Genomic DNA, 23,044 nt, shown 5'->3' with positions numbered 1-23,044 from the left:
TAGAAATTAATACCTTGTTACTTCTGTTCGACAGGAACATAACCTTCAATCTGAACCTCTTTACCTTCAAACAAAAAATTCACCATTTCCGTTTCAAGCAATTTACGGTGTTCAGCATTCATCATACTTAATTTTTTCTCGTTCACGAGCATCGTTTGTTTTTTGATCCATTCCGACCACGCTTGTTTACTAATAGAATCAAAAATACGCTTACCCAATTCGCCGGGATATAATTGAAAATCTAAGCCTTCGGCTTCTTGCTTTAAATATTCACAAAATACAGTACGAGCCATTTTTTATTCCTTATTAGTGCTAGTTAGCGTTAAACTGAGTTCGTCCAAAATACGTTTTACGGGCGTTGCCAAACCTATTTCGCTCGGTAATTGTAAATCATACCAATAATTAGCGGTTGAAGATACCGAAAGGCGATAATTTCCGCAATTTTCTTGTACGACAAGCGGTTGATTTTGTGCATTTTTTTGCAAATCCAGTTCTACCAAAATCGGGGTAATATCCAAATGAAAGTGGCTGAATGTGTGGCGAAATGCGATTAATTGCTGAGATATTTGCAAATTCTGTTCAGCAAGCGACCGCTTAAGCGTATCCAAATCTTCAAACTGCGGAAATACGTATAGCCCGCCCCAAAGCCCTTTGGCTTCACGCTGTTCCAATAAAATCTTGTTACCCGCTTTGATAATCAAAAAATACGCCTGACGTTCGGGCAAAATTTTCTTCGGTTTTTTTACCGGAAATTTATCCCATGCTTCAAGCCGATTCGCTTCGCATAAATTCGCTAACGGACATAACGAGCATTTCGGTTTGCTGCGGGTACAGACCATTGCACCGAGATCCATCATCGCCTGATTAAAATCGGCAACTTGGCTATTCGGCGTAACGCTTGCGGTTAATTGCCACAATTTATTTTCTACACTCTTTTCACCGCTCCAGCCTTCCACCGCAAACGCACGGGAAAGCACCCGTTTTACATTGCCGTCTAAAATCGGATGCGGTGCATTTAACACGGACGATAAAATCGCCCCTGCCGTACTGCGCCCTACGCCGGAAAGTGCCAAAACATCATCAAAATCGGTTGGGAACTCACCATTAAATTGATCACGAATTTGCTGTGCCGCCTTATGCAAATTTCTGGCTCGTGCGTAATAACCTAAGCCCGTCCACAAATGCAACACTTCATCAATGTGCGCATCGGCTAAATCCGTTACCGTCGGAAAACGTTCGATAAACCGTTCAAAATACGGAATAACGGTTGCGACTTGCGTTTGTTGTAACATCACTTCCGACAACCAAACCCCATATAAAGTTTTATTTTGTTGCCAAGGTAAATGTTTCCGCCCATACTGTGCGAACCAAGCTAATACTGCTTTGGCAAACGGCTGAGCCGGATCAGATTGTGCTAAAGGAAACTGTAATTTTGTTTTCACTCGAAGCCTTTTAATATCAAAATAATATCAAGCCGTGCATCATAACCTAAGCGGTCATATTTAACAGTTTTTTTGCAAAACTTTTACAAGGAAATTTATGCTAACACCCATTCTCGGCTTTCATCATGTGGCGATTATTGCCGGTGATTATGCCAAATCCAAACATTTTTATACGCAAATTCTCGGTGCGGAAATTATTGAAGAAACTTACCGTGCGGCACGTGAAAGCTATAAGCTCGATCTTCGTTTTGCCGACGGTTCGCAAATTGAATTATTTAGTTTTCCGAATCCGCCACAACGCCCAAATAGTCCGGAAGCCTGCGGTCTGCGCCATTTAGCATTTCGTGTGAAAGATGTGCAACAAGCGGTCAAATTTTTAGCAAAAAATGCGGTGGAATGTGAACCGATTCGAATTGATGACTTGACCGGTAAACACTTCACTTTCTTTAAAGATCCGGACGGTTTGCCGCTAGAGTTTTATGAAATTTAAGGGTTGAAAATTTAAGCAACTCGACTTATAGTAAGAACACGGCGAGCGAATACCTGCCGTGTAGTTGGTGCTTAAGTTATTATAAAGCTGGTGGGCTAACAAGTAATAACACTAAGCAGATAATTAATATCCAACGGATGTTCATATCTCATTCTCCTTTATCAGATTGTTAAACAAAGCTGATCGAGATTAAGTTATTACCTGAGGACCAGTCAGGTAATAACAACCTGACCAACCGTTAATCAGTTTGACACAAAAACCGCTTTGCAAAAAGCGGTTTTTTTCTTTATAAATCAAATACTATTATGCAATTTCCTTCTCTTTCTTGCGGCATATTAATCAAACGTTATAAACGTTTTTTAGCCGATATTCTGCTACCCAACGGCGAGCAAATTACCCTACATTGTCCGAACACCGGTGCAATGACCGGCTGTGCTACTGCCGGCGATACCGTTTGGTTTTCCACATCAGATAATCCTAAACGCAAATATGCTCACACTTGGGAACTGACTCAAACTCAAGCGGGTGATTTTATTTGTGTGAATACCCAACGAGCCAACCAGCTGGTGCAAGAAGCATTAGAAAAGCGCTGGATTGCCGAACTCGCCGAGTACCAAACCGTCTTGCCCGAACAAAAATACGGCTCGGAAAACAGCCGCATTGATTTTCTGCTCAAAGCAGACAATCAGCCCGACTGTTTTGTAGAAGTGAAATCCACTACCTTACTTACTGAAAACGGTTTGGGGATGTTCCCCGATGCCAAAACGGAACGCGGGCAAAAACACTTGCGAGAACTGGCTGCGATTGCCGAATCCGGGCAACAAGCGGTCATTTTTCGCCATTTTGCACACCGGCATCCAACGTTTTGCCGTGGCAAAACAGATTGATCCGCAATATGCCGCATTATTTGAACAAGCGAAAAACACCGGAGTAAAAGTATTAGCCTATAAGGCTCAAATCGAATTAGCACAAGGTAAGCCGGTGGCGATGAATTTGCAATTTTCTTGTGAAATCTGACCGCTTGTCCTTGAAAAAGACAAATTTCCCCCCATTTAACACCGCAGTTTTCCCTAAAATAAAGGCAAGGATTTAATATGACAACAATCGTATGTGTTCGTAAAGATAGCAAAGTCGCTATCGGTGGTGACGGACAAGCAACGCTAGGTAATTGTGTAGAAAAAGGCACGGTACGCAAAGTGCGCCGTATGTATAAAGATAAAGTCGTAACCGGTTTTGCAGGCTCGACTGCCGATGCGTTTATCTTACGTGATTTATTCGAGAAAAAATTGGAACTGCACCAAGGTCACTTAATCAAATCTGCGGTGGAACTGGCAAAAGAATGGCGTACCGAACGTTCACTACGCAAATTAGAAGCGATGATGATTGTGGCAAACGAAAGTGAATTTTTACTGGTTTCAGGATCAGGAGATGTGATTGAACCGGAACAAGATGTACTTGCAATCGGCTCTGGCGGTAACTATGCCAAAGCAGCGGCACTTGCACTACTTCGCACGCAAAATAATTTATCTGCAAAAGAAATCGTGGCGGAAGCATTAAAAATCGCCGGTGATATTGATATTTACAGCAACCATAATCACGTAATCGAAGAAGTTTAAAAAAATGTCCCCCTCTTTAGAAAAGAGGGGTTAGGGGAGATTTGATGACAAGGTCAAATTTTCGTATGAGCGTAATGCTATTCTGCCAAATCTCCCCCTGCCCCTTCTTGCTAAGGAGGGGAGTTATTTAGAAGGAACAAAAAATATGTCAATGACCCCTCGTGAAATTGTGTCGGAATTAGATGCACACATTATCGGACAGAACGAAGCAAAACGTGCGGTGGCAATTGCGCTACGCAACCGTTGGAGAAGAATGCAATTACCGGAAGATCTCCGCCAAGAAGTTACTCCGAAAAACATTCTGATGATCGGCCCTACCGGTGTAGGTAAAACCGAAATTGCACGCCGCTTGGCAAAATTAGCCAACGCACCTTTTATCAAAGTGGAAGCGACTAAATTCACTGAAGTGGGCTACGTGGGTAAAGAAGTCGATTCGATTATCAAAGATCTGACCGATGTGGCTGTGAAATTAGTCAAATCACAAGCGGTCGAAAAAAACCGTATGCGTGCGCAAGATGCGGCGGAAGATCGTATTTTAGATGTGTTATTGCCGCCGGCAAAAGATCAATGGGGTAACGTACAAGAAAGCGATAACAGCTCAACCCGCCAAGTGTTCCGCAAAAAATTGCGCGAAGGTCAGCTTGATGACAAAGAAATCGAAATCGATGTAGCGGCACAAGTGAGCGTAGAAATTATGACGCCGCCGGGTATGGAAGAAATGACTTCGCAACTTCAATCGTTATTTGAAGGTATGTCGCCGAACAAAACCAAAAAACGCAAAATGAAAATCAAAGATGCGTTAAAAGTGATGGTGGACGAGGAAGCAGCAAAACTGGTGAATCCGGAAGAGTTGAAACAACAAGCGATTGAAGCGGTTGAGCAACACGGTATCGTATTTATTGATGAGATCGACAAAATCTGTAAAAAAGGCGAACACTCGGGCGGCGATGTTTCTCGTGAAGGTGTACAACGTGATTTACTGCCGATTATCGAAGGTTCTACCGTAAACACCAAACACGGTATGGTCAAAACCGACCATATTTTATTTATCTGTTCAGGTGCATTCCAAGTGGCTCGCCCGTCAGATTTATTACCGGAATTACAAGGTCGTTTACCGATTCGCGTCGAATTAAAATCACTGACCAAAGAAGATTTCGAACGTATCCTTACCGAACCGAACGCTTCATTAACGCTACAATATCGTGAGTTAATGAAAACCGAAGGTGTGGAAATTGAATTCACTAAAGACGGTATCAGCAAAATCGCCGAATCGGCATTCCGTGTAAACGAAAAAACCGAAAACATCGGTGCTCGTCGCTTACACACCGTATTAGAACGCCTAATGGACGGAATTTCATTCGACGCAAGCGAACGCTCAGGCGAGAAAATCGTAATCGATGAGAAATACGTACAAGCTGCGTTAAATGACGTAGTAGAGAATGAAGATTTAAGTCGTTTTATTCTTTAGTTTACATAAAGGCACAAATTTTGTGCCTTTATAAAATAAGGCATTTTATCATATGAGTACAATCAGGGCTTATAGTAACTCTAATATAGATATTGAATTAGCAGAACATGAATTATGGATTCTTAGTAATAAACAAAAGGGTAAACAAGCTAATTTTTCTGGTAGAAATTTATCTGGAATGACTATTGAAAAACGTAATCTTAGGGATGCTCAATTTATTAATAGTATTTTGATTGGATGTACCTTTAAAAATTCCGATCTAACTAATGCTAACTTCACAAATGCAAACCTTACAAATACCAACTTTGAAGAAATAAATATACTAAATACAAATTTCACAAATGCGAATCTTACTAAAACTTCCTTTCATAGGATAAATTTATCTGATGCTAACTTTGATAATGCAAAATTTGAATCAGCTAATATTAAAAATATTATTAAAACTAATTACTCACAAAATCATTTAAAAGAAGATATTTCTAAACTAAAAAAAGAAGTATCACAGAAAAATGTAGAACTAGCAAAATTAGATAGTCAATCACAAGAAAAATTCAAGTTAGAAAAAGAGGTCCAAAACCTTAAGATATCTATTCAAGAAAAAGAGGAACAACTAAATAGCAAACAGATAGAAATAGATAATCTAAAAACCTCACTATCTGAAAGAATTATAGATGCAAAAGACTCGTTGGAAACAGCTTTAAAAAATACAGATACACAGATTACAGAAAATACTAATGAGTCAAAATTACTACGGGAAACCGTAAAAAGATTATTTTATTTAGACATTATTCTTTTAATTCTTATTCCATTGTTAATTTGGAATCCTGCTAACTGGAGCTTATTAAGTACAGTACAATATAAATTTATTATATTAAGTGCTTACTTAGGGCATTGGGCAATTCTATTTTATACCTTACCTATCTTAGTTATCTTAATTATGGCAACAACATTACTTCGTCATGATCAAAAATTAATAAATGAGATACGGCATTTTTCTGCTATGAAACATGAAATTGAATTATTCAGTGGGCTACTTGAAGCCTCTCAGCATGCTGCAAACAGCTTTGGAGATCCTGAAAAAGCAGCTAAATATGTAGAAGATACATTTACATTAATTCGGAATAAATTGTTAAAAGTTGAAAAACAGATTATCCAAAATACTGATAATGATGAAATTGATAGCAATAGAACTATTGACTTATTAAATAAAGTTGCTGACTTACTAAATAAGTTATCTAAATAATACTTCAATGACACTTATCAGGATGATTAGCGCAATAGCTTTTACAAAATCTTTCGAGAATTCGACCGCTTGTTGTCCACGCACGGCAAGCTGTACGTGGTTACGATCAGCCTACGGCTGAGTGAGCCACGCTGTGGCTCCAAATTTCTCTATAATGGCACTTGCAAATTTCCGTGTAAGAGCCTAGCTATTCTTGCGTCCCTTATAAGTATCATAATTATTTATAAGGAGACATTATGCAAAACTTGCTAACTAAATTTAAAACATCGGAAGTAGATATTCTGATCCTGCGTTTATCAATTTTTATCGTCTTTGCCACATTCGGGATTTTTAAATGGTTTGATTTCGAGGTGGAAGCACTGAAGCCCTTAATTTCTACTACTTGGCTTAGCTTTCTTTATGATTGGTTTGGATTTCACGGCACAAGTTACTTACTGGGCGTGATTGAAGGTATCACTTATATCGGTTTATTTGCCGGCATTTTTTATCCGAAAGCAGGGATTATCGGCGCATTAGGATTAATCGGTACCGCTTTAGTGACCCTTAGCCTACTGCCGCAAATCGGATTTAACAGCTTTATCTTTAAGGATTTCTTACTTATCGGAGGGGCGATTGTACTGTTAAAACATGATTTAAATAGAGCGTTTCCATAACATATCCATAAAGCAATCAGCGGTTAAATTCCTCGCATTTTTTGCAAAATTATAAGGGAATTTAACCGCTTGTTTGTTATCTGGAAATATTTAAAAGCCCTCATTAGAGGGCAAGTATTATCAAAGTCACAAAACTATACCCAATTAGCTAATCGTAATCCTTCCACACGTTCAAATTCACGCAAGTTATTGGTTACTAATACGAGTCCTTCACTTCTTGCATGTGCGGCAATGTGAATATCGTTCTCCCCGATAATCTTACCGTGCTTAGATAAATGTGCTTTGATATTGCCAAAGTGAGTAGCCGCCTTATGCGTATAATCAAGAATCGTTAAACGAGAAAGAAAATCCTCAATTACTGCCATATTCTGTTCCGGAAACTGGCTTTTCTCTGCCCCATAATACAGCTCCGCTGCAGTGATACTACTTACACAAAGACGGGTGGAATTTAAATTAAACTTATCCAGCACTTCAAGTGGTCTGCGTTTAATGACATAAATCGCAATGTTAGTATCAAGCATATAAGTCAGCATTACAGTCCCTCACGTTCGGGCTGAATGCTGATTTCACGCTCTGTCATGAAATCATCGCTTACCGTTGCCGACCCCAGAAAGAAGCTATCCCAACTTTGGTTAATCGGAGCCAAAATACGCTCATTACCGACTACTCTTACAGAAAGTTTTTTTACATCACTTGCAAAGCGTACTTCTGCCGGCAATCGTACCGCTTGACTACGGTTTGTCATAAATACCGATGCTTCCATTTTGATCTCCTTTAAAACCGATATTGGTATATACTAAAAGTATATACCATAAATAAAAGCAAAAGAAGTGTTGTTTACTTAATGAAAAGTCAGAAATCAGCAAAGAAATGCCAATCAGTTTGTACGCTTAGTTAGGTGAAAACAGCCCAAGCCCGGAAAGCTGGTTCCATCAACAAGCCAATTACGATTTATGGCAAGCCCAACAAAAACCCATGCCATTTATTCAGCAAGTATCTGTAAGTTTATAAAACATAAGCGGTTAAATTTCCCGAATTTTTTGCAAAATTATAGGGGAATTTAACCGCTTGGTTTTACCTAGAAGTATTTGTAGAGATATAAAAATCACTCGTCAAGAGACAAACATTATCTGAATAAGATATTTCTTAAATAAAAAGAGTAACTAAATAAAATAAACAATAATATTTAACTACTATTTTATCCTATATTTCTCCAAATAATTCTTTCAAATAACAATAAAGCCTTTCTGCTCTATTATTTACAAATTGATCATAATTATCATCTTTCAGATCCTTACTATTTGTAAATGTAGCACTGAGAATATTCTCTACATCATCTCCCATTTTATTTCCTATATAACATTTAGGAGGTTCATTACTGATTTTTTTATTATCTGCTCTAGATATAATACAGAAATTCGCAAGACATTTAGGAGAACTATTATAACTTCCTACTATTTTATCCAAATAAGATTTAGGATAAATATGATGAAACTCATGTTTATTGTACTCTTTAAGAACATTAGCTAGGCTAATATTCCCTCCTGAAATAAAACTCTTAGGTTCATTCTGAGCCAATAAGAGTATAAAAGACTTCGTATAAACAGTACCCATATTAAAATCAGTTTCAATAAATATATCTTTACTAACATTACTAACTGATAACTTATCTAATTCAGAAGACTTATTATTCTTTAACTTAACTATTTCTTGTATATCAATTCCTAAATTCTTATTTGTAGAAGAACTATATCTTCTAGAAAATGCAGTTTTCCAAAACCAAGATAATATTCTTTTCCTTTGGTTATCACTATAATTAAAATGTTCATTTCCTTTATTAGCAAAGAATACAGATAAAGGAATTATCATATGGACATAAGGCAAATTGTCTAATTTAATTATATGAAATTCTCTTTTTAAAAAATCAATAGCTCCCTTAACACCGTTTATTACATATTGAAACTTGTCTTCAATTTCTTTAGGATCTAACTCTATTAATTCCTCCACTACAGCGTGTTTTTCTGTTAATATTGCTGCAACTATACGCAACAACATATCATGTCCTAAATCATTATCAAAACCATGTTCTGATAATTCATCAATAAGATCCTTAAACTTGTTTTGTAAGTTAAACTCTTCATTCCAAGTCCAAGCACTTAATAATTGAAAAGTATCTAATGGAATCCCCTTCCTATTTATTCTTTCGAATACAATAGCTACTTTCGACTTATCATCTGTACTTAATGTTTGATATGGAATTTTCACCTCTTTAAAAATTTCTTGTAATTTATCTAGCTTTTCTATTGTTTTCTCATCAAAATTTTCAGTAGCTTTTCTATATTTCTTAGAATCGAATAAACAATTCAATGGAAAATGAATATTTGAGTCAACAGAATCATCATCAAGGTAAATGAACTGAGAATCTTGTGCATTCTCCTGAGCAGATAAATTAAAATATATTTTAAACGGATTATTATTATCTTTCGCTTCTATCTCTGATTGGAATGTACCAAAAATAGATGTAATTCTTTGTTGCCCATCTAATATATAATCTACTGGATATTCTTCATCTCTTTCAAATAATTCAAACGGACCAAAGCTACGTTCTGTTTTTAAAGCCTCTCTAGTCCTCCATAATTGAATAGTTCCAAATGGATATCCTTTATAAATGCTATCCATAAGAAATGCTATTGAATCACTATCCCATACAAACCCTCTTTGAAAAATAGGGATTCGTAAATTACCACTATTAATATTATTAAGAATATCTCTTATAGAAAAATCACTCATTGATGTCCCTTATATAAAAAATAAGCTCTGAGCATTAAAATACTCAGAGCTTCTCTCACATACTATTCTTCATCACCTGCGTTTAATAATGCTGCTAGGCTTTGAGTTGCATCGTCTGAAACGAATTCGAATTCCGCTTCGATATCAGCATCGGTTGCGAATCCGTTAGCTTTTGCAACCGGAGCTTCAAAAGCGATCGCTTGTTCTGGCTGGTTACGTTTTTTCGCACGGTTTTGGTGATATGCGAAACCAGTACCCGCCGGGATTAAACGACCTACGATTACGTTCTCTTTCAAGCCGCGTAATTCGTCACGTTTACCTGCAACCGCCGCTTCAGTAAGAACACGTGTGGTTTCTTGGAACGACGCTGCTGAGATAAATGACTCGGTTGCAAGCGACGCTTTGGTAATACCAAGTAATTCACGTTCGAACTCAACAAGTGGTTTGCCTTCTTCTGCACGTTTACGGTTAGCAATTTTCACACGTGAAACTTCAACTTGTTCCCCTTCGAGGAATTCGCTGTCGTATGCGTTAGTGATAACCGCTTTACGTAACATTTGGCGAACGATAACTTCGATGTGCTTATCGTTAATTTTTACCCCTTGTAAGCGGTAAACTTCTTGTACTTCGTTTACGATGTAATCTGTTACAGCGTGAACGCCACGTAAACGTAAGATGTCGTGTGGAGTTTCCGCACCATCAGAGATTACATCACCACGTTGTACCATCTCGCCTTCAAATACGTTGAGCTGACGCCATTTCGGAATCATTTCTTCGAATGCTTCGCCTTCTGCCGGTGTGATCACTAAACGACGTTTACCTTTAGTCTCTTTACCGAATGACACGATACCTGAAATTTCAGCAAGGATTGCCGGCTCTTTCGGTTTACGTGCTTCGAATAAGTCTGCTACGCGTGGAAGACCACCGGTAATATCTTTCGTACCCACAGATTCTTGCGGAATACGTGCTAATGCTTCACCGACTTCGATTTCCGCACCGTCGTCTAAAGTTACGATTGCTTTACCCGGTAAGAAGTATTGTGCTGCAACGTCTGTGCTTGGAATTAAGATATCGTTACCTTGTGCATCAACTAAACGTAATGCCGGACGTAAATCTTTACCTGCTGTTGCACGTTCACCCACATCTTGCACCACGATAGAGGATAAACCGGTTAATTCGTCAGTTTGACGAGTAACGGTTAAGCCATCTACGATGTCGCTGAATTGGATACGACCGCTTACCTCTGAGATGACCGGCATTGTATGCGGATCCCAGTTAGCAACCACTTCACCTACTGCAACTTCTGCACCGTCGTTTTTAGAAAGCACTGCACCGTAAGGTACTTTATAGTTTTCTTTGGTACGACCGAATGTGTCGATAACAGTTAATTCTGTGTTACGTGAAGTTAATACGATTTTGCCTTCTTTGTTAGTTACAAATTTGGCGTTAGTTAATTTAATCGTACCTGCGTTTTTCACTTGGATGCTAGATTCTTTTGCTGCCGCAGAAGCCGCACCACCGATGTGGAACGTACGCATGGTTAGCTGTGTACCCGGTTCACCGATTGATTGCGCCGCGATAACACCCACTGCTTCACCTTGATTGATAAGGTGACCGCGAGCAAGGTCACGACCGTAACACTTCGCACACACACCGAAGTCTGTGTTACAAGTTACCACTGAACGTACTTTGATTACGTCCACAGATTCCGCATCAATCACATCACACCATTTCTCATCGATTAAGGTGTTACGTGGAATTAATACTTCTTCCGTACCCGGTTTTAATACGTCTTCTGCCACCACACGACCTAATACACGATCACGTAATGCTTCTTTAACGTCACCACCTTCGATTAACGGAGTCATCACGATACCTTCGTGTGTACCACAGTCATCTTCAGTGATTACTAAGTCTTGTGCCACATCTACTAAACGACGTGTTAAGTAACCTGAGTTCGCTGTTTTTAATGCGGTATCCGCAAGACCTTTACGCGCACCGTGGGTTGAAATAAAGTACTGAAGAACGTTCAGACCTTCACGGAAGTTCGCGGTAATCGGTGTTTCGATGATTGAGCCGTCCGGACGAGCCATAAGACCACGCATACCGGCTAACTGACGAATCTGAGCTGCAGAACCACGCGCACCCGAGTCAGCCATCATAAAGATACTGTTGAATGATGCTTGTTTTTCCGGGTTACCTTCACGGTTGATAACTTCTTCCGTTGAAAGGTTTTCCATCATGGCTTTTGCAACACGTTCGTTTGCCGCCGCCCAAATATCGATTACTTTGTTATAACGTTCACCTGCAGTTACAAGACCTGAGTTAAACTGTTCTTGGATCTCTGCCACTTCCGCTTCCGCCGCACGAATAATTTCGTGTTTTTGCGCCGGAATAACCATATCATCGATACCAACCGACGCACCTGAACGCGCAGCGTATGCGAAACCGGTATACATAATTTGGTCGGCAAGAATTACAGATTCTTTTAAACCTAAACGACGGTAGCTTTCATTGATTAATTTTGAAATCGCTTTTTTACCTAACGTTTGGTTGAATACTTTAAACGGCATACCTTTCGGTGCGATCATCCATAAGATGGCACGACCGATTGTAGTATCTAATAATTTAGTTTCCGCAACTAATTCACCCGCTTCGTTTTTCACGTGTTCGGTAATACGAACTTTTACGCGAGCGTGTAATTCGGCTTGACCGGTACGGTATGCTTTTTCCGCTTCACGCGGGTCAAGGAAATACATTCCTTCACCTTTCGCATTTACTTTCTCACGAGTCATATAGTAAAGACCTAATACAACGTCCTGAGAAGGAACGATAATCGGGTCACCACTTGCCGGTGAAAGTACGTTATTGGTAGACATCATTAACGCACGAGCTTCTAATTGCGCTTCAAGTGTTAATGGTACGTGTACCGCCATTTGGTCACCATCGAAGTCCGCGTTGAACGCCGCACAAACAAGCGGGTGTAACTGGATTGCTTTACCTTCGATTAATAACGGTTCAAACGCTTGGATACCCAAACGGTGAAGTGTCGGCGCACGGTTTAATAAAATCGGGTGTTCACGAATAACTTCCGCAAGGATATCCCATACGATCGGTTCTTCACGTTCAACCATTTTCTTCGCAGCTTTGATTGTTGAAGCAATGCCACGAGATTCTAATTTAGAATAAATAAACGGACGGAATAATTCCAATGCCATTTTTTTCGGTAAACCACATTGGTGTAGGTGTAAGTAAGGACCTACGGTGATTACCGAACGACCTGAATAGTCCACACGTTTACCTAATAAGTTCTGACGGAAACGACCTTGTTTACCCTTGATCATATCTGCAAGAGATTTTAACGGACGTTTGTTAGAACCTGTAATCGCACGACCACGACGACCGTTATCTAATAATGCATCAACAGACTCTTGTAACATACGTTTTTCATTACGTACAATGATATCCGGCGCTACTAAATCTAATAAGCGTTTTAAACGGTTGTTACGGTTGATCACACGACGATATAAATCGTTCAGATCCGAAGTCGCAAAACGACCGCCGTCAAGTGGTACTAACGGACGAAGATCCGGCGGAAGTACCGGTAATACGGTCATTACCATCCACTCCGGTTTGTTACCGGATTGTTGGAATGCTTCTAATAATTTTAAGCGTTTTGTGATTTTCTTACGTTTTGTTTCAGAGTTCGTTTCTTGTAACTCTTCACGCATCATTTCACATTGGTGCTCTAAGTCCATATCGCGTAAAAGTGCTTGAATACCTTCCGCACCCATTTTCGCTTCAAACTCATCGCCCCAACGCTCTTCTGCGTCTAAGAACTGTTCTTCGGTTAATAACTGATTTTTTTCTAAATCGGTCATTCCCGGTTCGGTAACCACATAAGATTCGAAGTAAAGTACACGTTCAATATCGCGTAACGGCATATCTAAGATTAAACCGATACGGGACGGAAGTGATTTTAAGAACCAAATGTGTGCCACCGGACAAGCAAGTTCGATATGACCCATACGGTCACGACGTACTTTAGTTTGAGTAACTTCAACACCACATTTTTCGCAGATTACGCCGCGGTGTTTTAAACGTTTATATTTACCGCATAAACATTCGTAATCTTTTACCGGTCCGAAGATACGTGCACAGAAAAGACCGTCACGCTCAGGTTTAAAGGTACGATAGTTAATTGTTTCCGGTTTTTTTACTTCACCGAAAGACCAAGAACGGATTTTATCCGGTGATGCTAAACCAATTTTAATTACATCAAAATCATCATTCGATTTTGATTGTGCTTTTAAAAACTTTACTAAGTCTTTCACTTTTTGCCCCTAGTGAGGAATTAAAGTTTTGCTTAGAACACAAGGCTCTAAACGAGGAAATCTATTTTACAAGCGGTCAAATTTTGCAAAATTTTTACCAAATTCGACCGCTTTACGGCTGACGATTATTCTTCGTCAAGCTCCATATCAATACCTAAGGCACGAATCTCTTTCAACAATACGTTGAATGATTCCGGCATACCCGGTTCCATTTGATGTGTGCCGTCCACGATGTTTTTATACATCTTCGTACGACCGTTCACGTCATCCGATTTAACCGTTAGCATTTCTTGTAAGGTATAAGCGGCACCGTATGCTTCTAATGCCCAAACCTCCATCTCACCGAAACGCTGACCACCGAATTGTGCTTTACCACCAAGCGGTTGTTGAGTAACAAGACTATAAGAACCGGTTGAACGCGCGTGCATTTTGTCGTCAACTAAGTGGTTCAATTTGAGCATATACATATAACCTACGGTTACAGGACGCTCGAATTTCTCACCGGTACGACCGTCAAATAAGGTAATTTGGCCTGAAGTCGGTAAGCCGCCTAATTCTAATAAGCCTTTGATTTCGCTTTCGTGTGCACCGTCGAATACCGGTGTTGCAAGCGGTAAACCTTTACGTAAGTTTTCTGCTAAACGCATTACTTCTTCATCGGTAAAGGTGCTTAAATCCACAGATTGTGAGCCGTGACCTAAATCGTATGCTTTTTGGATATATTCACGCAATTTCGCAACAGATTGTTGTTGTTTGATCATTGCGTTAATTTGGTCGCCGATACCTTTCGCCGCTAAACCTAAGTGCGTTTCTAAGATCTGACCGATGTTCATACGTGAAGGTACGCCCAGCGGGTTCAATACGATCTCAACCGGTTGGCCGTTTTCATCGTACGGCATATCTTCAACCGGGTTGATTTTCGAGATAACACCTTTGTTACCGTGACGACCCGCCATTTTATCACCCGGTTGGATTTGGCGACGAACCGCTAAGTAAACTTTAACCACTTTTAACACACCCGGTGCTAAATCGTCACCTTGGATGATCTTGTTGCGTTTAATTTCAAGTTTACGTTCAAACTCTTTACGTAACTCTTCGTGCTGTTCCGCAAGCTGTTCTAATTGATTTTGTTTCGCTTCGTCATCTAAGGTTTGTTCTAACCATTTCTCACGAGCAACTTTATCTAATTCAGCTTCAGATACGCCGCCTTCGATTAATAAATTGCGAACACGAGTAAATAAACCAGCTTCTAAAATTTCTAACTCTTCAGTTAAATCTTTCTTCGCTTCTTTAAGCTGCATTTCCTCGATTTCTAACGCACGTTTATCTTTTTCAACGCCGTCACGAGTAAATACTTGAACGTCAATAACCGTACCTGAAGTACCATTTGGTACACGTAATGAAGAATCTTTAACATCAGATGCTTTCTCACCGAAGATCGCACGTAAAAGTTTTTCTTCCGGCGTTAATTGGGTTTCGCCTTTAGGCGTTACTTTACCAACTAAGATGTCGCCGCCTTTAACTTCCGCACCCACGTAAACGATACCTGATTCATCAAGTTTGCTTAATGCCGATTCGCCTACGTTCGGGATATCCGCTGTAATTTCTTCCGCACCAAGTTTGGTGTCACGTGCCACACAAGATAGCTCTTGGATGTGGATTGTCGTGAAACGATCTTCTTGTACTACACGCTCAGAAACTAACATTGAGTCTTCGAAGTTATAACCGTTCCATGGCATGAATGCCACACGAATATTTTGACCTAATGCTAATTCACCTAAATCTGTTGAAGGACCGTCCGCTAAGATCTCGCCACGTGCTACCGGCTCGCCTAAATTCACACAAGGAATTTGGTTGATACAGGTATTTTGATTTGAACGGGTATATTTAATTAAGTTATAGATGTCGATACCCGCTTCACCCGGAATCGTTTCATCTTCGTTTACTTTCACTACGATACGAGAGGCATCAACACGTTGAACAATACCACCACGTTTCGCCACAATCGCTACACCTGAGTCAAGTGCGATTGGTTTTTCCATACCGGTACCGACTAACGGTTTATCCGCACGTAATGTCGGAACAGCCTGACGTTGCATGTTCGCACCCATTAACGCACGGTTCGCATCGTCATGCTCAAGGAACGGAATTAACGCCGCCGCAACAGAAACTACTTGTTGTGTAGAGATATCCATATAGTGAATATCTTCTGGTTTATATAAACCTGACTCACCGTGTTCGCCACGACAAGTTACGTAAGTATCGGTAAAACGGAAATTCTCATCTAAGTTTGAGTTCGCCTGAGCGATAACGTAGTTACCTTCTTCGATTGCCGATAAATACTCGATATCTTCGGTTACTTGACCGTTTACCACTTTACGGAATGGCGTTTCTAAGAAACCGTAATTATTAGTACGTGCATATACCGAAAGTGAGTTGATCAAACCGATGTTCGGACCTTCAGGGGTTTCGATCGGACATAAACGACCATAGTGGGTAGTATGTACGTCTCGAACCTCAAAGCCTGCACGTTCACGGGTTAAACCGCCCGGACCTAATGCCGAAATACGACGTTTATGTGTAACCTCTGAAAGCGGGTTATTTTGGTCCATAAATTGCGAAAGTTGTGAAGAACCGAAGAACTCTTTCACTGCCGCAGAAATTGGTTTCGCATTGATTAAATCTTGCGGAGTAATGCCGTCTAAATCGCCTAATGATAAACGCTCACGCACAGCACGCTCTACACGCACTAAACCGATACGGAATTGGTTTTCAGCCATTTCGCCTACTGAACGAATACGACGGTTACCTAAGTGGTCAATATCGTCCACTTCGCCACGACCGTTACGGATTTCGATTAATTTCTTCATCACGCCGGTAATGTCGTCATTACTTAAAATGCCTGAACCTACGCCTTCTTCAAGATTTAACGAACGATTGAACTTCATACGACCAACCGCTGATAAATCATAACGGTCTGCTGAGAAGAACATATTGTCGAATAACGCTTCCGCCGCTTCTTTTGTCGGTGGCTCGCCCGGACGCATCATACGGTAGATTTCTACTAATGCACTTAAGCGGTCATAAGTTGGATCAACACGTAAGGTTTCAGAAATATACGGACCGTGATCTAAGTCGTTAGTAAATAGTACTTCGATCTCTTTGTAACCTGCTTGCGACAATTTCGCTAACATCTCCATTGAGATTTCCATATTCGCCGGACAAACTAATTCTCCGGTTGAAAGATCAACATAATCTTTCGCTGCAACTTTACCGACGATGTACTCTACCGGTACTTCGATTTGTTTGATTTCGTCTTTTTCTAATGTGCGAATATGACGTGCGGTAATACGACGACCACGTTCAACATACACTTTACCGTTCGCTTCAATATCAAACGCAGCGGTTTCACCACGTAAGCGTTCCGGCACCAATGTCATTAATAATTTATTATCTTGGATTTCAAAGTTCACTTTATCGAAGAACATCGATAAGATTTCTTCGGTCGTGTAACCTAAAGCACGTAAAATAATGGTCGCCGGTAATTTACGGCGGCGGTCGATACGTGCGTAAAGATTATCTTTCGGGTCAAACTCGAAGTCTAACCAAGAACCACGGTAAGGAATAATACGTGCGTTATAAAGCACTTTACCTGATGAGTGGGTTTTACCTTTGTCAGAATCGAAGAATACGCCCGGACTACGGTGTAACTGAGATACGATTACACGCTCAGTACCGTTGATAACGAAAGTACCGTTGTCGGTCATTAATGGGATTTCGCCCATATACACGTTTTGTTCTTTAATATCTTTTACAGTGCCTGCCGCCGCTTCACGGTCGAAAGTCACTAAACGAAGTTTAACGCGTAATGGTGCTGCATAGGTTGTACCGCGAATTTGACATTCACGAACGTCAAATACCGGCTCACCTAATTCGTAAGAAACGTATTGTAATTCAGTGCTTCCGTTATTGCTTACAATCGGGAACACAGAACGGAATGCCGCTTCTAAACCTTGTTGTCCATCTGAATCTCTTTGAATAAATTTCTCGTAAGAATCAAGCTGAATTGTTAATAGATAAGGTACGTTAAGAACTTGTGGACGTTTACCAAAGCTCTTACGAATACGCTTTTTCTCGGAATATGAATATGCCATTGCTAGATAGCCTTCTGATTTTCTTATTTGGTTGAGGTTACACAATCCGACCGTCATTTGAACGGGCTGGAAGTGGCATTAAATTTGTACGAGGTGTCATTTTCCAACTGCCTTTCTTGAGTCAAAAATCACTACTGCAAGCGGTCAAATTGGGTGGGATTTTTACAAATTTAGCTTATTAAAATGACAAAATAGGCTAATGCTTCCAAGCACAAAAGGCTAGAAGAAAATCATCTAGCCAATTTGCATAGTTTAAGGGAAAGGATTATATAAATTTTTAGCGAAAATGTAAAGTAAGTACTAATCTCTATAAGGATGCCAATCAACCGGCTGAGGAAGTGTGCTGAATGTTCCTTCGACCATTTTCTGATGAGAATCACAATACCTATTTGGGGCTTTAAAAAGACCGCATAATTCTTTCATTTGGCTAATTGCCTCCTCTTTATTATTTGATGGAACCCCCTCATATTTAACAAATCCTAGAGATGAAATATATTCTAATGCTGATTTTATTTCTTGTGCGTCAACCTTAGCCCGATCTTTAAGTGCTTTTAATGCCCATTTATAAGCCAATTCATCAGTCTGTAGAGTATGCTTAAAATAATAAATTTGTGCTAAACGTGCACGCGCCACGCCTCTTTTCTCCGTCCATATCTGATCATCAGGAAGATTTGCTATATCCTCATAATTCCATAAGATATTCAATTCTCTAGGCCTCACTCTAGACAGACTTTCACTATAGAAATAGTACATATCTGTAATTGCTAGTTTTGCCAGATTTCGAATAATATAACTAGAAGGATCATCTAGCCATTCTTTAGAACTATTCCAATAATTATAGGCTTTTAAATAGAATTCCAAAGCTTTATCATAATTGGGATTAAATCTAGAAAATTTTTCACAAAGTCCATATCTAAACCCATTTTCTACATCTAAGAAATTAACTACGTGACCTCTAGCTGCTCCCATGCTAGCTTCACGTTCTTTCCGGCATAGTAGACAAAAAGGTTGGTATTTTGTCGAACTATGCCTCTATTGGACAAAAGGGTTGGTAATGATTATGTTTAGAAATTTTTACCGACTCTTTTTATTTAAAAAGTCCTGTATAAACAATATCTTATGCTTTCTCGTTAATCCGCTATGTGGGCGTAATTTGTCTTTTAATTCTTTAAATAATCCTTCTATTCGATTTGTCGTCTTTTCAATATTTAACTCAGGATACTTTTCATACGTAAAAATATAATCCATATAACGTTTTATACTTGTATAAGCACTTCTCACATTACGATGTTTATAAGGATATTTTCCTTTTTCATTCGGTTTATCTGACCGTTCCTCTAAAAAGGCTTTATGTTTTATTTTCCAGTGATGTATTTTTAAATAAAATTCATTTTTGAACTGACTTTTAACGTCTTTATTATCGTTTTTAATTCTCTTCCTGCGTGCGATTGATGCTTTTTTCTTAATGCTCTCATCACGATTGCTACTAAATGAAATTGGCACATTTGCGTGCGCGTATTCATTAAATCTTTCAATAAGCCACGCCTGCCATCACAGGTAATTGATTGAATGATATAGCCTTTTTCTCTTAAATGATTGGTGGCTTTCTTGTAATAAATATCTTTTTCCGTTTTCACAATTTGGTGATAAACCACTTTGGTTGAAAGGCTATCAATAAAAACCATCACGCCAAAATCACGATGAAAGAAAGTAGTATCAATAATTAAGTTTAAATATTTATTTTGAGGGGCTTTTAAGAAGGCTTTAGGAGCCTTTTCTAAATATCGTTGAATCGTTCTTACTGAACACTGATATTTATTAGCGAGTTGTTGATATGTTTGTTTTCCAACAGAATAATCCAACCAAATTTGGGTCGAATTTAATTTAGATGTTAAGGTAAATATTTTATTGCAAGCTGAACATTTATAACGTTGAAGCTTATTTTTAAAGCCATACTTTTGTGTTTTGGAAGATTGACAAAAAGGGCAAGTTTTTATTCATATTTCAAAAAGGTAGGTTAAAGCCTTGTACTATAAGGCTTTAACCCACTTTTTACCAACCTTTTTGTCTACTATGCCTTCTTTCCAATAGAATGCCTTTTCAATATTGCCATCTTTACAATATTCTATTGCAACAAACATCATTGAGCTGGGATCATTCTCATTCTCTGCCTTATCTAACATCTCTTGAGTTGGCGCAGCCCAAAGTTGAGAAATACTTACTCCTAATAATGCAATAAAACATAAGTGAGATTTTAATTTCATCCTTCTACCTCATCACTATCTCATACGCCAGTCAAAATTATAATCCTCCAAAGCCATTTTGAGATATTCCTCATAACTTGTAGGAGCTGGAGTAGTAGCAAAACTTTTCTCCAGAATATTAAGATAAATTGAAAGAAAACCATCTCGGTTTTCAATCGCCTCTATTAAAGAACAAAAATCTTGTTCTGTACGCTCTATGGGATTTTTAGTCAAATAAAGTCGGATTTTTGCTTCCCAATCATTTAGAAAACCTAATAATTCAAACTTAAATGCTTCAATTTGTTGCAACTTCTCTTGAGCATCAAATTTGAGTTTTTCTAGTTCATTCATTTTTTACTCCATATAAAAGAATTTTATTTTTGACAAAGGGGATGTTTTAGCTAGAAATCTGAAAGACCTAGAATTTACTTTCTTAAATCTTCATATTCTTCTTTAATTTTTCTATATCGTTCCGATCGAGAAGAATCTTCACCAGAATATATTCGTTCTAACGTTTCTGCAGAATATACAAGCTGAGTATATGCCCAAACTATTTGTTCCTGAGAACCTTTATTAGCCGCTATAAATTCTTCTAAATCTTCTACTAACTCTTCTAATGTATTAATCGTTTTCTCTTTATTTAATACAGCTAAACATTTAGCTCTATTCTCATCACTAGGTTTGTAAAAATAAGGGAAGCCATTACTAAGCACATTCTCACCACACTTACCTTGATATAAATTATACAAAGTGCCTTTAAGTAAAATTTCTTGAATTTCTCCATCAGTATCTTCAATTACATCTTCCGCAATTTTAATAAATTGATTATAGTCCCCCCGTTCACTAGCATCTGTTAATTGCTTAGACATCTCTTTAATATACGCTTCCGATAATTTCTTAGCTTCTGTACTCCCCATAGTGACAATTGCTGATAATATAACAATTAATACATTTCTAAATTTCATGGTTGTTTTCCTATGTATTTACTTCTTCAGAATAAGATTTAATTTTAAATGGCTTTGAAGAAATTTGATGGCGATCAGATTTCTTAATTTTCATGGACAATGCCGTAGGAATATCAACTTCATTCTCTACTTCTACAAAACTGACAAAATGTGTTTGAGCATCGCTATTTTTCAAATAGTCTAGTAAACGCTCATCAAACGTAATATAAAAAGTCTCATTTTCCTCCATACAAAAGAATTTTAGTTTGGCAAAGGGGATTGCTTTAGCTGTAAAGCTAAAGCACCTAGGAGTATACTCCTAGAAAAATTGATTAATTAATGCGCAAACATTTATAGCTTTTTAACTTCTAAAAATGCAAAAACCCCAATGTTTCCATCGGGGTTTACCTAACTACAAAGCAGCTTATTTTCTTGCCAAGCTAAATCTAAATGTCGTTGAATTTTTGTTACCGTCTGCTGAGTGATCGGAAATGTTTTAGCGATTTCTGAAAAATCAGCGATACTCTCCACGACTTCTTGAATAGCTATTTTCGCCTCATTCCAATGATTAAAGCCTGCCACTTCTGCTAGCTCTTGAATAATATTTAGTGGCGGAGCTTTACCATATTGCCTAAATCCCGTTGAATGCTGACCGTGCCTAAGTGGACTATAGGTAATATCATAGGCTAAAGACGGTTGCCACTCTCCTTGTTCATCTTGTACGAATGACCAGTTTTTAGAGTGATCATCTTGGTTCAAACTAAACAAATTAAACATTGCGCGACAAAATTGTAATTGGCTTGCAACTCGAGATTGACATAATACTTTCGTTGCTTTGATCAGTCCGAAATAATCAATCGAGGGCATTCGATAACTCGCATCAAGTAAACCGCATAATGTATGCGTATGTACTCTCCCCAAAGATCCGGAAACATAATCAAAACGTTTTACCGCAATCCAATAAAATTGTCCTTGTTCCAATAATTGCCATTTAACCGGTTTTAACCCAGCCTTTTGTGCCATTGAAAGGTATACAGCCTCCAGCAATCCTTCTTCATGTTTGAGAGGTAAAGATTTCGTTGTAAATTTCACAATCCAAGCATCATCTTCGGGCAAGGATTGAGTTCTACAAATTTGAGGGTTAGCCTCTGATATAAAAATCTGTGCCTTTGGTCTTGCTCCTCCAGAACTTCCTGCTTGTAAAAGTGTTTGTAATACCTCATCTGTTTGTCCTTCAAAAATTTGCTGTGCGTTTCTGCCTAGTTCAAACAAATTTGTTTCTTCTTCGTATTGAGATTGATGATTGACCGGCTCAAAGGATAAAGCACCAATACCTGTATCACCAACGAAAGCAAGGCGATCAAGCGGTGATATTCGATACAAATTTAACTGATTTGCTTCGAAAAAACGATCTTGTAATAGTAATCCCCAACCGTCAGGTAAACTATCTGCAAATACACCGTGCAAACCATCGTGAGGTGAAACGGGGGCAAGTTGCAACGCTGTAGTTTTTTCTAATTTAAAAGGAGAAAGATTTGGATAGTTGGATAAATAATTCTCATCGTAAGCAAAAAATATACCTTGTTTATTTTCCGCGAGTTCTCCTACTCGGATTTTCCTACCATCCATTAATGTTCGATAAACGGTAAGTTGTTTCGTTGGCATAA

19 protein-coding genes and 1 pseudogene are annotated in these 23,044 nt (G+C 38.8%); 6 read left to right on the top strand and 14 right to left on the bottom strand.

The window, feature by feature from the left end; all coding sequences use genetic code 11:
- Nucleotides 1-17: 17 nt before the first annotated feature.
- Together DRF63_RS09515 and mutY are read right to left on the bottom strand one after the other, a co-directional pair.
- Complete coding sequence (locus DRF63_RS09515; RefSeq protein WP_005599252.1) at nt 18-293, bottom strand: oxidative damage protection protein; 276 nt, start codon at nt 291-293, stop codon at nt 18-20.
- Nucleotides 294-296: 3 nt separating this feature from the next.
- Nucleotides 297-1,442: an A/G-specific adenine glycosylase gene (gene mutY, locus DRF63_RS09510; RefSeq protein ID WP_005599251.1), complete on the bottom strand. Its 1,146-nt coding sequence runs from the start codon at nt 1,440-1,442 to the stop codon at nt 297-299.
- A gap of 97 nt (nt 1,443-1,539) precedes the next feature.
- Between mutY and gloA2 the strand changes: the two genes are divergently transcribed.
- The 6 genes and pseudogenes from gloA2 (at nt 1,540) to DRF63_RS09480 (ending at nt 6,912) form a co-directional block, all read left to right on the top strand.
- Complete coding sequence (gene gloA2 / locus DRF63_RS09505) at nt 1,540-1,932, top strand: SMU1112c/YaeR family gloxylase I-like metalloprotein (protein WP_005599250.1); 393 nt, start codon at nt 1,540-1,542, stop codon at nt 1,930-1,932.
- A gap of 305 nt (nt 1,933-2,237) precedes the next feature.
- A pseudogene (gene sfsA, locus DRF63_RS09500) lies at nt 2,238-2,949 on the top strand (DNA/RNA nuclease SfsA).
- A 77-nt stretch (nt 2,950-3,026) separates the two neighbouring features.
- Nucleotides 3,027-3,548 carry an ATP-dependent protease subunit HslV gene (gene hslV / locus DRF63_RS09495; RefSeq protein WP_005599247.1) on the top strand — a complete coding sequence of 174 codons (522 nt, stop codon included), beginning with the start codon at nt 3,027-3,029 and terminating at the stop codon, nt 3,546-3,548.
- 145 nt (nt 3,549-3,693) lie between these two features.
- Entirely contained in the window at nt 3,694-5,016 is a 1,323-nt protein-coding gene (hslU, locus tag DRF63_RS09490; RefSeq protein WP_005620148.1) for an HslU--HslV peptidase ATPase subunit, read from the top strand.
- 52 nt (nt 5,017-5,068) lie between these two features.
- Nucleotides 5,069-6,259 carry a pentapeptide repeat-containing protein gene (locus tag DRF63_RS09485; RefSeq protein WP_005599245.1) on the top strand — a complete coding sequence of 397 codons (1,191 nt, stop codon included), beginning with the start codon at nt 5,069-5,071 and terminating at the stop codon, nt 6,257-6,259.
- Between the two features lie 236 nt (nt 6,260-6,495).
- Nucleotides 6,496-6,912: a DUF417 family protein gene (locus DRF63_RS09480; protein ID WP_005599244.1), complete on the top strand. Its 417-nt coding sequence runs from the start codon at nt 6,496-6,498 to the stop codon at nt 6,910-6,912.
- 134 nt (nt 6,913-7,046) lie between these two features.
- Here DRF63_RS09480 and vapC read toward each other — a convergent pair whose 3' ends face one another.
- The 12 genes from vapC to DRF63_RS09420 all read right to left on the bottom strand — a co-directional run bounded on the left by vapC (nt 7,047) and on the right by DRF63_RS09420 (nt 23,042).
- Nucleotides 7,047-7,445, bottom strand: coding sequence for a type II toxin-antitoxin system tRNA(fMet)-specific endonuclease VapC (vapC, locus tag DRF63_RS09475; RefSeq protein ID WP_005599242.1), 399 nt, complete (start codon nt 7,443-7,445; stop codon nt 7,047-7,049).
- Nucleotides 7,445-7,675, bottom strand: a complete 231-nt coding sequence (vapB, locus tag DRF63_RS09470) for a type II toxin-antitoxin system VapB family antitoxin (RefSeq protein WP_005599241.1) — start codon at nt 7,673-7,675, stop codon at nt 7,445-7,447. The genes vapC and vapB overlap by 1 nt, the downstream gene beginning before the upstream one ends.
- A gap of 440 nt (nt 7,676-8,115) precedes the next feature.
- Nucleotides 8,116-9,702, bottom strand: coding sequence for a DUF262 domain-containing protein (locus tag DRF63_RS09465; RefSeq protein ID WP_005599240.1), 1,587 nt, complete (start codon nt 9,700-9,702; stop codon nt 8,116-8,118).
- A 62-nt stretch (nt 9,703-9,764) separates the two neighbouring features.
- Nucleotides 9,765-14,036 (bottom strand): DNA-directed RNA polymerase subunit beta', encoded by a 4,272-nt coding sequence (gene rpoC, locus DRF63_RS09460; protein WP_005599239.1) that lies wholly within the window; start codon nt 14,034-14,036, stop codon nt 9,765-9,767.
- Between the two features lie 125 nt (nt 14,037-14,161).
- The gene (rpoB, locus tag DRF63_RS09455) at nt 14,162-18,190 is read right to left on the bottom strand and encodes a DNA-directed RNA polymerase subunit beta (RefSeq protein ID WP_005619371.1); all 4,029 of its coding nucleotides are present in this window, start codon (nt 18,188-18,190) and stop codon (nt 14,162-14,164) included.
- Nucleotides 18,191-18,490: 300 nt separating this feature from the next.
- Nucleotides 18,491-19,159, bottom strand: coding sequence for a hypothetical protein (locus tag DRF63_RS09450; protein WP_233432373.1), 669 nt, complete (start codon nt 19,157-19,159; stop codon nt 18,491-18,493).
- 407 nt (nt 19,160-19,566) lie between these two features.
- Nucleotides 19,567-20,187 carry an IS256 family transposase, variant Zn-binding type gene (locus tag DRF63_RS11465; protein WP_418910106.1) on the bottom strand — a complete coding sequence of 207 codons (621 nt, stop codon included), beginning with the start codon at nt 20,185-20,187 and terminating at the stop codon, nt 19,567-19,569.
- 33 nt (nt 20,188-20,220) lie between these two features.
- Nucleotides 20,221-20,454, bottom strand: coding sequence for a hypothetical protein (locus DRF63_RS09440; protein ID WP_009875187.1), 234 nt, complete (start codon nt 20,452-20,454; stop codon nt 20,221-20,223).
- 15 nt (nt 20,455-20,469) lie between these two features.
- A complete protein-coding gene (locus tag DRF63_RS09435) occupies nt 20,470-20,784 on the bottom strand; it encodes a hypothetical protein (RefSeq protein ID WP_005599223.1) in 315 nt (104 codons plus the stop codon).
- A gap of 74 nt (nt 20,785-20,858) precedes the next feature.
- The gene (locus DRF63_RS09430) at nt 20,859-21,350 is read right to left on the bottom strand and encodes a hypothetical protein (protein WP_005599221.1); all 492 of its coding nucleotides are present in this window, start codon (nt 21,348-21,350) and stop codon (nt 20,859-20,861) included.
- Between the two features lie 58 nt (nt 21,351-21,408).
- On the bottom strand, nt 21,409-21,627 hold the full coding sequence (locus DRF63_RS09425) for a hypothetical protein (protein ID WP_005599219.1): 219 nt from the start codon (nt 21,625-21,627) through the stop codon (nt 21,409-21,411).
- Between the two features lie 158 nt (nt 21,628-21,785).
- Complete coding sequence (locus tag DRF63_RS09420) at nt 21,786-23,042, bottom strand: type II toxin-antitoxin system HipA family toxin (protein WP_043991917.1); 1,257 nt, start codon at nt 23,040-23,042, stop codon at nt 21,786-21,788.
- Between the last annotated feature and the right edge of the window lie 2 nt (nt 23,043-23,044).

Source organism: Actinobacillus pleuropneumoniae, assembly GCF_003290385.1.
GTDB classification, from domain to species: Bacteria; Pseudomonadota; Gammaproteobacteria; order Enterobacterales; family Pasteurellaceae; genus Actinobacillus; species Actinobacillus lignieresii.
This window is presented reverse-complemented; position numbering and strand designations above follow the sequence as displayed.

What these genes read in the sequence shown, in the direction of transcription:
- DRF63_RS09425 (WP_005599219.1), bottom strand. Translation starts at nt 21,627, where the DNA reads ATGGAGGAAAATGAGACTTTTTATATTACGTTTGATGAGCGTTTACTA.
- gloA2 (WP_005599250.1), top strand. Translation starts at nt 1,540, where the DNA reads ATGCTAACACCCATTCTCGGCTTTCATCATGTGGCGATTATTGCCGGT.
- DRF63_RS09515 (WP_005599252.1), bottom strand. Translation starts at nt 293, where the DNA reads ATGGCTCGTACTGTATTTTGTGAATATTTAAAGCAAGAAGCCGAAGGC.
- DRF63_RS09440 (WP_009875187.1), bottom strand. Translation starts at nt 20,454, where the DNA reads ATGAAATTAAAATCTCACTTATGTTTTATTGCATTATTAGGAGTAAGT.
- hslU (WP_005620148.1), top strand. Translation starts at nt 3,694, where the DNA reads ATGTCAATGACCCCTCGTGAAATTGTGTCGGAATTAGATGCACACATT.
- vapC (WP_005599242.1), bottom strand. Translation starts at nt 7,445, where the DNA reads ATGCTGACTTATATGCTTGATACTAACATTGCGATTTATGTCATTAAA.
- DRF63_RS09450 (WP_233432373.1), bottom strand. Translation starts at nt 19,159, where the DNA reads ATGGGAGCAGCTAGAGGTCACGTAGTTAATTTCTTAGATGTAGAAAAT.
- DRF63_RS09480 (WP_005599244.1), top strand. Translation starts at nt 6,496, where the DNA reads ATGCAAAACTTGCTAACTAAATTTAAAACATCGGAAGTAGATATTCTG.
- hslV (WP_005599247.1), top strand. Translation starts at nt 3,027, where the DNA reads ATGACAACAATCGTATGTGTTCGTAAAGATAGCAAAGTCGCTATCGGT.
- DRF63_RS09420 (WP_043991917.1), bottom strand. Translation starts at nt 23,042, where the DNA reads ATGCCAACGAAACAACTTACCGTTTATCGAACATTAATGGATGGTAGG.
- vapB (WP_005599241.1), bottom strand. Translation starts at nt 7,675, where the DNA reads ATGGAAGCATCGGTATTTATGACAAACCGTAGTCAAGCGGTACGATTG.
- DRF63_RS09485 (WP_005599245.1), top strand. Translation starts at nt 5,069, where the DNA reads ATGAGTACAATCAGGGCTTATAGTAACTCTAATATAGATATTGAATTA.
- DRF63_RS09435 (WP_005599223.1), bottom strand. Translation starts at nt 20,784, where the DNA reads ATGAATGAACTAGAAAAACTCAAATTTGATGCTCAAGAGAAGTTGCAA.
- DRF63_RS09430 (WP_005599221.1), bottom strand. Translation starts at nt 21,350, where the DNA reads ATGGGGAGTACAGAAGCTAAGAAATTATCGGAAGCGTATATTAAAGAG.
- rpoB (WP_005619371.1), bottom strand. Translation starts at nt 18,190, where the DNA reads ATGGCATATTCATATTCCGAGAAAAAGCGTATTCGTAAGAGCTTTGGT.
- DRF63_RS09465 (WP_005599240.1), bottom strand. Translation starts at nt 9,702, where the DNA reads ATGAGTGATTTTTCTATAAGAGATATTCTTAATAATATTAATAGTGGT.